The sequence below is a fragment of the Vibrio breoganii genome (genome assembly GCF_024346795.1).
Lineage (GTDB): Bacteria > Pseudomonadota > Gammaproteobacteria > Enterobacterales > Vibrionaceae > Vibrio > Vibrio breoganii.
This window is the reverse complement of sequence record NZ_AP024864.1, coordinates 835,345-847,970: the sequence shown is the minus strand read 5'-3', so window position 1 is coordinate 847,970 and position 12,626 is coordinate 835,345. Positions and strand designations below refer to the sequence as shown.

9 protein-coding genes are annotated in these 12,626 nt (G+C 46.9%); 1 reads left to right on the top strand and 8 read right to left on the bottom strand.

Features of this window, described 5'->3' with window-relative positions:
* Positions 1-36: 36 nt before the first annotated feature.
* The 6 genes from odhB to sdhC all read right to left on the bottom strand — a co-directional run bounded on the left by odhB (position 37) and on the right by sdhC (position 7,425).
* The gene (odhB, locus tag OCU35_RS04005) at positions 37-1,251 is read right to left on the bottom strand and encodes a 2-oxoglutarate dehydrogenase complex dihydrolipoyllysine-residue succinyltransferase (protein WP_102443020.1); all 1,215 of its coding nucleotides are present in this window, start codon (positions 1,249-1,251) and stop codon (positions 37-39) included.
* A 13-nt stretch (positions 1,252-1,264) separates the two neighbouring features.
* Positions 1,265-4,090: a 2-oxoglutarate dehydrogenase E1 component gene (sucA, locus tag OCU35_RS04000; RefSeq protein WP_017026743.1), complete on the bottom strand. Its 2,826-nt coding sequence runs from the start codon at positions 4,088-4,090 to the stop codon at positions 1,265-1,267.
* A gap of 124 nt (positions 4,091-4,214) precedes the next feature.
* Positions 4,215-4,925 (bottom strand): succinate dehydrogenase iron-sulfur subunit, encoded by a 711-nt coding sequence (locus OCU35_RS03995; RefSeq protein WP_017026744.1) that lies wholly within the window; start codon positions 4,923-4,925, stop codon positions 4,215-4,217.
* Positions 4,926-4,936: 11 nt separating this feature from the next.
* Positions 4,937-6,703, bottom strand: a complete 1,767-nt coding sequence (gene sdhA, locus OCU35_RS03990) for a succinate dehydrogenase flavoprotein subunit (RefSeq protein WP_017026745.1) — start codon at positions 6,701-6,703, stop codon at positions 4,937-4,939.
* Positions 6,704-7,051, bottom strand: a complete 348-nt coding sequence (sdhD, locus tag OCU35_RS03985; RefSeq protein WP_017026746.1) for a succinate dehydrogenase, hydrophobic membrane anchor protein — start codon at positions 7,049-7,051, stop codon at positions 6,704-6,706.
* A complete protein-coding gene (sdhC, locus tag OCU35_RS03980) occupies positions 7,045-7,425 on the bottom strand; it encodes a succinate dehydrogenase cytochrome b556 subunit (protein WP_017026747.1) in 381 nt (126 codons plus the stop codon). Before sdhC ends, sdhD begins: the two co-directional genes overlap by 7 nt.
* A 404-nt stretch (positions 7,426-7,829) precedes the next feature.
* Between sdhC and OCU35_RS03975 the strand changes: the two genes are divergently transcribed.
* Positions 7,830-9,119 carry a citrate synthase gene (locus OCU35_RS03975; protein WP_017026748.1) on the top strand — a complete coding sequence of 430 codons (1,290 nt, stop codon included), beginning with the start codon at positions 7,830-7,832 and terminating at the stop codon, positions 9,117-9,119.
* Positions 9,120-9,478: 359 nt separating this feature from the next.
* Here OCU35_RS03975 and OCU35_RS03970 read toward each other — a convergent pair whose 3' ends face one another.
* Complete coding sequence (locus tag OCU35_RS03970) at positions 9,479-10,852, bottom strand: carbohydrate porin (RefSeq protein ID WP_017026749.1); 1,374 nt, start codon at positions 10,850-10,852, stop codon at positions 9,479-9,481.
* 97 nt (positions 10,853-10,949) lie between these two features.
* On the bottom strand, positions 10,950-12,527 hold the full coding sequence (locus tag OCU35_RS03965) for a glycoside hydrolase family 16 protein (RefSeq protein WP_017032597.1): 1,578 nt from the start codon (positions 12,525-12,527) through the stop codon (positions 10,950-10,952).
* Positions 12,528-12,626 lie beyond the last annotated feature (99 nt).

Genomic DNA, 12,626 nt, shown 5'->3' with positions numbered 1-12,626 from the left:
CTAATAAGGGTGCCAAGGGGCACCCCTAATTCTTAATTAAACATCCAATAGAAGACGTGCTGGATCTTCTAGTAGTTCCTTGATGGTTACCAAGAAGCCTACTGATTCACGGCCATCAATCAAACGGTGATCGTAAGACAGAGCCAGATACATCATTGGTAGGATTTCAACCTTGCCATCGACAGCCATTGGGCGATCTTGGATCTTATGCATACCCAAGATAGCGGCTTGTGGTGGGTTGATGATAGGTGTCGACATCAGAGAGCCAAACACGCCACCGTTAGTGATAGTGAAGTTACCGCCAATCAACTCATCAACAGTTAGCTTGCCGTCACGGCCTTTGATTGCCAGCTCTTTAATGCCCTTTTCAATCTCGGCAAAGCTGAGTGTGTCACAGTCTTTTAGCACTGGAGTCACTAGGCCACGCGGTGTAGATACCGCCATGCTGATATCGAAGTAGTTATGATAAACAATATCATCACCATCGATAGACGCATTCACTTCTGGGTAGCGTTTCAGTGCTTCTGTCACAGCTTTCACGTAGAAAGACATGAAACCTAGGCGAGTGTCATGACGCTTCTCAAATGAGTCTTTGTACTGTGCACGAAGGTCCATAATTGGCTTCATGTTCACTTCGTTGAACGTCGTCAGCATTGCTGTGCTGTTCTTCGCTTCTAGCAGACGGTTTGCAACTGTCTTGCGCAAGCGAGTCATAGGCACCCGTTTTTGCGTACGAGCTGCTGCAGGTAGCTCAGGCTCAGCAACGGCTGCAGGTGCCGCTTTTGCTGCTTTAGCCGCGTTCGCTAGGTGTGCATCGACATCTTCACGAGTAATACGACCGCCAACACCTGTGCCTTTCACATCGGATGGGCTAAGGTTGTGTTCAGCTAGAAGACGACGTACAGCAGGGCTCAATGCCTCATTGCTCTCTTCTGTCAAAGACGCCTTATGACGCTTATCTGGAGAGGCTTCTGTATCTTCAGTGCTGTCTTTCGTTGGCTCGCCAGCAACAGCGCCAAGTTTGATCTTTGCAAGAAGTTGCTTTGAAAGAACTGTTGCACCTTCTTCTTCGAAAATTTCTTCAAGAACACCCGCTTCTGGAGCGGGTACTTCAAGGACAACTTTATCAGTCTCGATATCAACCAATACGTCATCACGCTCTACTCTTTCACCTGGCTTTTTGTGCCAAGTTGCAACGGTAGCATCTGCAACTGATTCAGGTAAATCAGGAACCAGAATTTCAATTGTCATTTGTTGGGCTTCCTTATTCTTCTAGTTCTTTATCAATTGTAAGAGCGTCATTGATTAACGCTTTCTGTTGTTTCAAGTGAACTGACATATAACCAACCGCTGGTGATGCAGAGGCAGGACGACCTGCATAGCTAAGGGTTGTGTTAAATGGCGTTGCTGCTCGGAAGTTGTGCTGGCTCGAATACCAAGCACCTTGGTTTTGTGGCTCTTCTTGACACCAAACGAAGTCTTTCGCTTCGGGGTAAACCGAGATCACTTCACGAAGGTCCGCTAGCGGGAATGGATATAGCTGTTCAATACGAACAATCGCTACATCATCAAACTCACGCTTACGTCTCTCTTCTAGTAAGTCGAAGTAAACCTTACCCGAACAGAATACAACGCGGCGTACCTTAGCGTTATCTAACTCATCCACCTCAGGAATCACCGATTGGAAGGTTCCTTCCGCTAGGTCTTCTAGAGACGACACACACTGCGGGTGACGCAATAGCGACTTAGGTGACATCACAATAAGAGGACGACGCATTGGGCGCACTACCTGACGACGCAGCATGTGATACACCTGCGCAGGGGTCGATGGCACAACAACCTGCATGTTCTGTTCAGCACACAACTGTAGGTAGCGTTCTAGGCGAGCCGATGAGTGCTCTGGGCCTTGCCCTTCATACCCATGAGGTAGCAATAATGTAATACCACATAGACGATTCCACTTTTGCTCACCAGAAGAGATGAACTGGTCAATCACTACCTGAGCGCCGTTGGCGAAATCACCAAACTGAGCTTCCCAAATAGTCAGGCCACCCGGCTCTGCGGTGGTGTAGCCATACTCGAATGCCAATACTGCTTCTTCGGACAATACTGAATCGAACACTTGGAACGGGCCTTGCTTATCATGGATATTCGCAAGTGGAACGAAGGTGCTGGCATCTTCTTGGTTGTGCAATACCGCATGACGGTGGAAGAAGGTTCCACGGCCTGAGTCTTGACCTGAGATACGGATGCGTTTTCCGTCATCCACTAAGGTGGCATAAGCTAATGTTTCTGCCATACCCCAGTCGATGGCTTTCTCGCCTTCGACCATGGACTTGCGGTCGTTATAAAGCTTATTTACGCGACTTTGCAGTTTGTGGCTATCTGGGTAATCACAGAGCTTGTTGCCCAGTTCTTTAAGGCGAGTCAGCTCATACTTGCTGTCCCACTCCATATCCCATTCATGGCCTAGATAAGGAGACCAATCCACTGAATGCAATGCCATTGGACGCCACTCTTTTACCACCACTTCACCGTGGTCGAGGGCATCTCGGTATTCATTCACCAGTTGCGTCGCAGTATCGATACCAATCTCTTCGCGCTCCATCATCACATCAGCGTACAGCTTACGTGGCGTTGGGTGCTTTTTGATTTTTTGGTACATCAACGGCTGTGTTGCATTCGGCTCATCGGCTTCGTTGTGACCATGGCGACGGTAACAAACAAGGTCGATAACAACATCACGCTTAAACGTGTTGCGGTAATCAAGGGCAATGCGCGTTACAAACGCTACTGCTTCTGGATCATCAGCATTCACGTGGAAGATCGGTGCCTGTACCATCTTAGCGATATCAGTACAGTACATGGTTGAGCGCGTATCACGAGGGTTAGAAGTTGTGAAACCAATTTGGTTGTTCACAACGATACGAACCGTGCCGCCCACTTGGAAACCACGCGCTTGAGACATGTTAAACGTCTCTTGCACCACACCTTGACCTGCGATTGCAGAGTCACCGTGGATAGTAATTGGTAATACCTTTGAACCATTCTTGTCACCAAGACGGTCCTGACGAGCACGTACTGAACCAATAACTACTGGGTTAACGATCTCTAGGTGAGAGGGGTTAAATGCCAATGCTAAGTGAACATTACCGCCTGGAGTGGCAAAGTCAGCTGAGAAGCCTTGGTGATACTTAACATCGCCGGTACCCCACGTTTCATCGTGCTTACCCGCAAACTCATCAAACAGGTCCTGAGGTTTTTTACCCAGAACGTTGACTAGCATGTTCAAGCGACCACGGTGAGCCATGCCCACAACGACTTCACGCATACCACTGCGACCGGCATGACGAATCAGCTCTTTAGTCATAGGGATAAGTGCGTCACCGCCTTCTAGAGAGAAGCGTTTTGCGCCTGGGAATTTAGCGCCAAGATAGCGCTCTAAGCCTTCGGCTGCGGTAAGTTCGTCAAGATAGGTGATCTTCTCATCAAGAGTAAATTCTGGTTGAGATTGAACCGATTCAAGGCGTTGCTGAACCCAACGTTTCTGTTCTGTGTTGGTCATGTGCATGTATTCTGCACCGACGGAGCCACAGTAAGTTTTGTTGAGCGCTTTATAGAGGTCTTTTAACTGCATGGTTTCTTGCGCTACCGCAAAAGAACCGACGTTAAAACTTTCGTTGAGGTCGTCTTCGGTAAGACTGTGGAACGCAGGGTCTAGTTCAGGCTGAACTGGGCGTTCCCACAAGCCTAGTGGATCCAGATTGGCCGCTTGGTGGCCTCTAAATCGATAGGCGTTAATAAGTTGAAGTACCCTTACTTGTTTTGCATCGACATCAGGATCACTTACTTGGACATTATAATGCTTAGTCTCTTGTGCAAGTCTGCGAAAGTAGTCACGAACACGCGTATGAGATTGCTCCCCTTGCTCTGATGCCTGCACTGGCAGTTCATCAAAAACGCGTTTCCATTCCTCACTCACCAGATCTGGGTCACTTAGATAAAGTTCGTAGAGTTCTTCTACGTACGTTGCATTGGCGCCTGCCAAGTGTGAAGACTCGAGCCATGCCTTCATCACACCGTTATGCATATATTCCCTTAACCTGTAGATTAATACTTATTGTTTCGGTCTTTGCCGAACTTCTGCCCAAACCTAAATGTTTGGCTATGACGGGCTAAACAGTAAACTCTGAAAAGCCCGTAATTTCAATAATCTATACCGAACGATTGACCAACATTGTCTTAATATGCCCAATCGCTTTGGTAGGGTTCAACCCCTTAGGACATACACTGACACAGTTCATGATGCCATGACAACGGAAAACACTAAATGCGTCGTCTAGATCGCTCAGTCGTTCATCAGTTGCCGTATCTCGGCTATCAATTAACCAGCGATAAGCCGCTAAAAGACCCGCAGGACCAATGAACTTATCCGGGTTCCACCAGAATGATGGGCATGATGTGGTACAACATGCACACATGATGCACTCATACAAACCGTCAAGGTGTGCACGCTCTTCTGGAGACTGTTTATGCTCACGCGATGGTGGCAATTCGCCGTCTGAAATCAAGAACGGTTTCACCTTGGCGTAATTGTCATAGAACTGAGTCATATCAACAATCAAGTCACGCACAACAGGCAAGCCTGGTAGCGGACGAATCGTCAAGGTATCGCCTTTTAAGGCAGACAGTGGCGTGATACACGCCAAACCGTTCTTACCATTCATGTTGAGGCCATCACTGCCACACACACCCTCACGACATGAGCGACGGAAAGAAAGCGATGGGTCTTGTTCTTTCAACAAGATCAACGCATCCAACACCATCATGTCCGACCCTTCTTCCACGTCTAGCGTGTACTGTTTCATGTAGGGCTTGCTGTCTACGTCTGGGTTATAGCGATAGACAGAAAAATTCAGGTTCATATCTCGCTCCCTTAATAGGTTCTAGCTTTCGGTGGAAACGCTTCGCGATGCACAGGTTCCATGTTCACGTCACGCTTAGACATGCTCTCCGTTTCCGGGTTATAGATTGAGTGACATAGCCACTGCGAATCATCACGGTCTGGGTAGTCAAAGCGAGCGTGTGCGCCACGGCTCTCTGTACGGTAGTTCGCAGCAACAGCCGTTGCTACAGCGGTTTCCATCAAGTTGTCTAGCTCTAGACACTCAATACGTTGTGTATTGAATTCTGTTGATTTGTCGCTAAGGTGCGCATCTTGCAGACGCTCACGGATAACACGCAGCTCGTCAAGACCCGTTGCCATCGCTTCACCTTCACGGAATACCGAGAAGCTGTTTTGCATGCAGCTTTGCATGTCTTTACGAATCTGAGCAGGGTCTTCGCCGCTAGTGCTGTTTTCCCAGCGCATAGTACGAGCCAGAGAAGCTTCAATATCCGACTCTGAAACTGGACGTGCTTCTGATTGAGCTGCCAGCGTATCGCCAAGGTGCAGACCAGTAGCTCGGCCAAATACCACCAAATCAAGTAGCGAGTTGCCACCTAGGCGGTTAGCGCCGTGTACTGATACTGATGCAATTTCACCACAAGCGAACAAGCCTTGTACTTCAACATCAGAACCGTTCGCATCTAGCTTGATTGCTTGACCAGACACCTGCGTTGGTACGCCACCCATCATGTAGTGACAGGTTGGGATAACCGGAATCGGTTCTTTTACTGGGTCAACGTGAGCAAAGGTGCGTGATAGTTCACAGATACCTGGCAGACGTGACTCGAGTACGTCTTTACCTAAGTGATCCATCTTCAGCTTAATGTGTGGACCCCAAGGACCATCACAGCCACGACCTTCACGGATCTCGATCATCATTGAACGAGCCACTACGTCACGACCAGCTAAGTCTTTCGCATTCGGAGCATAACGCTCCATGAAGCGCTCGCCGTCTTTATTAAGAAGGTAACCACCCTCACCACGACAACCTTCGGTCACAAGTACACCTGCACCTGCAATACCGGTTGGGTGGAACTGCCACATCTCCATGTCTTGCATAGGGACGCCTGCACGAAGTGCCATACCAACACCATCACCGGTATTGATGTGAGCGTTAGTGGTGGAAGAATAGATACGACCTGCGCCGCCGGTCGCTAAGATTGTGGCCTTCGACTTGAAGTAACACATCTCGCCAGTTTCCATGCAGATAGCCGTACAACCCATGACTACGCCGTCTTGGTTTTTCACCAAATCAAGGGCGTACCACTCACTGAAAATCGTGGTTTTGTATTTGATGTTCTGTTGGTATAGGGTGTGCAGTAGTGCATGACCTGTACGGTCAGCTGCCGCCGCAGTACGTGCAGCTTGCTCGCCACCGAACTGTTTTGACTGGCCGCCAAACGGACGCTGATAAATTGAACCGTCTTCAAAGCGAGAAAATGGAAGACCCATTTTTTCTAGCTCAATGACAGATTCTGGACCGTTCTTACACATGTATTCAATAGCATCTTGGTCACCAATGTAATCCGACCCTTTAACGGTGTCGTACATGTGCCATTGCCAATTGTCTTCATGTGAGTTACCCAGAGCAACGGTGATACCACCCTGCGCTGATACTGTGTGAGAACGAGTAGGAAATACTTTTGATAACAATGCGCAAGTCAAACCTTGCTCAGAGATTTGTAGTGCTGCACGCATGCCTGCACCACCAGCACCAATGACTACTGCATCAAATTCGCGAACTGGAATCGTCATTTATGCCCCCCAAAGAATAAATAGGCCAGAGAAGAAATAACCTAGTAGCACTGCAATGAGAACCAGTTGCAGACTACCGCGCAATAGCGCCGGTTTAATGTAGTCGGTCAGTACCTGCCATAAACCAATCCATGCATGAATCAGAATGCAGAACAACGCGATCATGGTGAAGATCTTGGTGAACAGTCCACCAAAGAAGTTGCTCCACTCCATATACCCTATGTCACCTGAGATCAGGAAAAATCCACATAAGTAGATGGTGTAGAGGGTCAGGATGATTGCGGTTGCACGAACCAGCAGGAAATCATGGACGCCATTGCGTCCAAATGAAGATACGTTATTTACCATACGATTATCCCCGCAACGAGTGCTAGAACGCCGGTAATGATGAAGGAGATCTGTGCACTTTTAGCACCGCTCTCTAGTTCTTCAAAATACCCTAGGTCTTGGCAAAGGTGTCTGATACCGCCCACGATATGGTAGAAAAGCGCAGTTAGTATTCCCCACAAAATGAATTTAACGAAGAAGCCATCAACGTAACTGGCCGCCTCCATAAACCCTTTAGGTGATGACAGAGAAATGGAAAGTAACCAAAGTAAGATTCCGACAGCGACAAAGGTGATAACACCAGATACCCTGTGCAGGATCGAAGCAATGGCAGTGATCGGGAAATGAATCGTCTGGAGGTCCAGATTGACAGGTCTTGTTTTTTTCTTGTCCACGGCGTGCTCACTCAGCTCCTTTGAGCAGTTTTACAAATTGTAAACATTTGGGCTTCTTTAGCAGAAATTTAACAAAAACTTACATAACTATGGGTCGCCCCTGAATGTTTTGTCACTTTGTTAGTCTATAAAATAGAAAACTCTCCCTTAGCAAAGCCGATATCATAGGGAGATGAAACAAAGATATAGCTTAGATTTCAGCGCCACTATACGACCGTTAACAAACCAATACAATTGCATTAACAAATAATGTTACATAGACCCAATTTTTATTAATTCTACGTATAGAAACCTAAACAAGTGCACACAAAAAGGTATATAAATTGACTTCTCGCCCGAAGATCAGTACAAATTTGGTGCACCATTGAATCAAGATGGAAAATAAAATAACAAAGGAGAATGTTATGGCAGATAAGCAAGCGACTCTGACTATTGAGGGTCAAGCGCCTATCGAATTGCCGATTATGAAGGGAACCGATGGCCCAGACGTGATCGATGTTCGTACATTGGGAAGCAAGGGTTACTTTACCTTTGACCCTGGTTTTCTTGCCACTGCATCTTGTGAATCTCAAATCACTTACATTGATGGTAACGCGGGCATTCTATTGCACCGTGGTTTTCCAATCGATGAATTAGCAAACAACGCGGATTATTTGGAAGTTTGCTACATTTTGCTGTACGGAGAAGCCCCAACTCGTGAAAAATACGAGGATTTCAAGAAGATTGTAACGCGCCATACTATGGTGCATGAGCAAATCGCAAGCTTCTTTCACGGCTTCCGTCGCGACGCCCACCCAATGGCGGTAATGTGTGGGGTAGTTGGTGCACTAGCGGCCTTCTACCACGATTCACTAGACATTAATAATGATAAACACCGCGAGATTGCGGCATTCCGACTGTTGTCGAAAATGCCAACACTAGCGGCAATGTGCTACAAGTACAGCATAGGTCAACCATTTATTTACCCAAGAAACGACCTAAGCTATGCAGAAAACTTCCTTCATATGATGTTCGCAAATCCTTGTGAAGAATATGAAGTAAACCCTGTTGTTGCTCGTGCTATGGATAAGATCTTTACCTTGCACGCTGACCACGAACAGAATGCTTCTACGTCGACCGTTCGACTGGCTGGCTCTTCTGGTGCTAACCCATTTGCGTGTATCGCAGCGGGTATTGCATCTCTATGGGGACCTGCTCACGGCGGTGCAAACGAAGCTTGCCTACACATGCTTGAAGAAATCGGCAGCGTAGACAAGATTGAAGAATATGTAGCACGCGCGAAAGACAAAGATGACCCATTCCGTTTAATGGGCTTCGGTCACCGCGTTTACAAAAACTACGATCCACGCGCAACAGTAATGCGTGAAGCGTGCCACGATGTATTGAAAGAGCTGAACATTAAAGATCCTCTGCTAGATGTAGCAATGGAACTTGAGCGTATTGCTCTATCAGACGAGTACTTTGTAGAGAAGAAACTGTACCCTAACGTAGATTTCTACTCAGGTATCATTCTTAAAGCGATTGGTATCCCAGTATCTATGTTTACGGTTATCTTCGCTATCTCTCGTACCGTTGGTTGGATTGCACACTGGAGCGAAATGCACAGTGATCCGCACAACCGCATTGGCCGCCCACGTCAGCTATACACTGGTGAAACGCAGCGCGAGTTTAAGCCTCTTCACGAACGTGAATAGTCCAGCTTAAGCCACAACGATCAAAAGCCGTATTTCGATACGGCTTTTTTCGTTTTCGGGCTACACATAAGCTCTCATTTAACTCACAACAATCGACCGTTTACTGCCCTACTCTCAGCGCCAGAAACAAAAAAATCGCCTCATAGAGGCGACGCTAAATAGCATTATTGTGTCTTACCAATCACAACACATAGCTTAGGCAGATAACTAGGTTACACGAGACCACAGCTCGGTTTATGAGCCATAAACCTTGGTTTGTTGTTTGTGACTGATCCCCCATCAATCACAAACTTATCTACATCGCCTTAGACTAAGTAAACTATAAGAAATTAACTAAAATCAGACAGTCTCAGCCGGCATTACCACCATACATCCGCTTGAATACCAACGATAAAATCACTTTCCAGCTTAGTCGAACCATCAGGCTGATCCACTTCGTTGGTCCAAGACTCAGGTAGGTAACTCGCGAGGAAACGAATCTCAGGCGCGACACCGTATGGCGTTGCCATAATAAATGTCGGTGCGATAGTAAACTTGCTTTGCGTCCACGATGAACCACCCCAGTTGTTGTAGACATAACCGAGCTCACCTTGCAGATAGAAGTATTCGCTAATTGGCATCGTTGGACGCACCATTGCCGAAACCCAGTAGTTGTAGTCAGATTCTGCGCGAGCATCACCCTCCGCCATATGGTTGTATTGACCTTGAACAGAAGGGAATAAGCTGAGTCCATTGTCGAAGGTGTAGCGACCCCATAGCAATACACGCCCAGAGGTATCATCATCTTCTAAATGCGTGATCAGATAGGTAGCATCCCCTGCATCACCCCAATCATTATGTTGACCTTGAGCTAAAGAACCTGGTCCATAGGCGTTGTAACCCGTGATCGTACCGCCCAGCAAGTTACCAGCACCTAGACCTTTACCACCTTGAACGATTAATTTGGAATCTCCATTACCCGGTAACCCAAAGAAGCTGTGCATGGTGTAGGTAAAGGTTAAATCAAAGCCCGATTCTGCCCATTCATTCCCTTCTTTATCCCAGTTATCCGGCATACCTTTGACTAACGCAGAAAGTCTAACGTCACCGTATGAAACGCCAATATGAAGCGCGTGTAATAGGTTATTAAGGTTAGTAGTGTTGTTACCAATTACCGCAGAGTCGTCGTTCCAACGATCAAATTCAGAGTCTGAACGGTCACTAGCGATATAAGCCAAGTCCCACAACGACTCACCGATCTCATATCTGACAATACCTGCACCAATGCCCGACATATCTGAGTAAAAGAAATCGGTCATAAAGATGTAGTTGTCGACCTTTCCATATTCTCGACCACCACCCCATACAACGCCGGATGAAGACATGCCCGTAAATTCAACATAGCCGTTATCGATACCGGCGCCTTTTGCTTCTGCGCTTGTACTAATCCCCGCCTCTTCATCAATGGTTCCAAAACCTAGATTGATCTTGAAGCTTTTATCCTCATCCCATGTCCAGGTATTAGCAAATTGTGCGCTAAAATTGTTGTCGGCTTCGATACCTAGACGTCCTAATGTTTCTTTTTGTCCCGCGAAGTTTGAACGCTTGAAATCATTTTCTGCACTCATCAAAACACCAGCTCGGAAATAACCGTGGTATTCAAACCCTTCAACCGGATTTGCAAGCACTGTAGGAGCAACTGCTAGTCCCGTTAATGCTGTAACTAAACCCAAAGCGACCTTTGACATTTTCATATAAACTCCATTTACTTTTAGCCGAGCTTTATGGCGCGGCAATTCATCAATTTGATTGCAAAATGAGAAGGACAGACCGCCTGCCCTTCCAATTTAGTTAGCGTTCAAAACGCACGTTATCCATCATTAGCGTCATCTCACCTTGAGGCTCAATAACCAGCAAGTTTATGATTTTGCTCATATCTACTTTGTTTCCTGCAGCGAAGCGGTTGCCTCCGTTCGCAAGATCTGACAACTTAATTCGCACTTCTTGCCACTGTCCTTGAGAAGGTAGTGACACGCCTAGGTCGCTGACCTTTGGCCAGCCGCTGTCTATCTTCACAAGCAGTTCAGAATCACCAGGGTTTGATTCAACAAGCAGGTCGAATACCAACTCACCACTTGCTAGCCAATCACTCAGATCCACTTCTGGTGTTTTGAAGTAGGTGTTACCACTGGCACCCGATTTTTCAATGCGCAATACCTTTCCTTTGCTCGCATCATCAACAAAGCTCGCATTGATGTTGGCGTCAGGATCATATCCGCTTAATACAAGAAGAGGGTTAATCTGCTCAGAAAAGACTTCGAGCGAATTTCCTTTTCCGTAGTTGGCATCAGCCACTAAGATTTTCGGCGTTTCATGGCCTTTGGTGATTTGAATGCTCTCATCACTCGTTGCACATCCACGACCTGTTTCTACGTCGTTTGAGCATTGATAAACTCGAACATAATCAACGGCTAAAGTTTGTGGGAAGGCTGAGGCATCAATGCCACCTTCATTGGTATTCCCAGACCAAGCACCCCCTACCGCAAGGTTAAGTAGCAGGTGAAAACGCTCGTTAAAAGGCGCAGAATCCGGCGCCGTTACTAACTGTCCATTCTCTTTATATTGGCCATACCAGCCGTCTTGTGTTTGGGTAGCGTAGTGAACATCATCGACGTACCAACGGATTTCGCCTTCTTCCCATTCAATGGCATAGGTATGAAAAGCATCCGCAGGGCTTGCGTTGTTTGGTAAAACATATTCGGTACCAGTGTGTACATTCTCAGGCCAAGCTCGGCCGTAATGTAGAGAACCATAAATGCGGTTTTCAACCTCACCCTCAGCCGCATCCTTTTTATCGGTTGGTGTCTTGAGGTTGACCGCTTCCATGATGTCTATCTCGCCCGATGCCGCCCAAGTACCGTACTTCCAATCACTTGGCAACATCCAAATCGCAGGCCAGGTTCCTTGACCGGAAGGCATGAGAGCTCGAATTTCAAAGCGACCGTACTTCCAGTCACCCTTGTTTAAGGTTCTAAGGCGTGCAGACGTATAAGGAAGGGTCGCTTTAGCGCGCATGTCGCCATCGGGATTGTTTGGACCAGTAAAACTGCCTTTCTTCGCAACAATATGCAGAACACCACTATCAACAAACGCGTTCACTTTACGGTCGGTATAACATTGCTGCTCATTGTTACCGCCACCCCAGCAGTTTTCTTCAAAGCTCCACTTAGATTTATCGATTTCGGTGCCTGAGAATTCATCATTCCAAACCATCTGCCAGCCTGTATCTGGTGTTTTTGATGTATCTACCAGTTGGTCTGGAGTAATCTGCACTGGAGCACTGCTTGAGCTACAGCCTGCTAATATAAGTGGAATCAAACTTGCCAACATTGTTCGGTTTATAGTTTTGCTCACGATTTCTAACTCCATGTTCTTAGACTTCCTACTATTTCGATTGATGGTCAAACCTGCCACAATGTAAGCGGTTACATTTGATCGACGAACGACACTAAAAAATCTTTCTCTAGC

Bases quoted from the DNA above. Each gene is read 5' to 3' on its own strand.
- odhB (WP_102443020.1), bottom strand. From the start codon at position 1,251: ATGACAATTGAAATTCTGGTTCCTGATTTACCTGAATCAGTTGCAGAT.
- sdhD (WP_017026746.1), bottom strand. From the start codon at position 7,051: ATGGTAAATAACGTATCTTCATTTGGACGCAATGGCGTCCATGATTTC.
- OCU35_RS03995 (WP_017026744.1), bottom strand. From the start codon at position 4,925: ATGAACCTGAATTTTTCTGTCTATCGCTATAACCCAGACGTAGACAGC.
- OCU35_RS03975 (WP_017026748.1), top strand. From the start codon at position 7,830: ATGGCAGATAAGCAAGCGACTCTGACTATTGAGGGTCAAGCGCCTATC.
- sucA (WP_017026743.1), bottom strand. From the start codon at position 4,090: ATGCATAACGGTGTGATGAAGGCATGGCTCGAGTCTTCACACTTGGCA.
- sdhA (WP_017026745.1), bottom strand. From the start codon at position 6,703: ATGACGATTCCAGTTCGCGAATTTGATGCAGTAGTCATTGGTGCTGGT.
- OCU35_RS03970 (WP_017026749.1), bottom strand. From the start codon at position 10,852: ATGAAAATGTCAAAGGTCGCTTTGGGTTTAGTTACAGCATTAACGGGA.
- OCU35_RS03965 (WP_017032597.1), bottom strand. From the start codon at position 12,527: ATGGAGTTAGAAATCGTGAGCAAAACTATAAACCGAACAATGTTGGCA.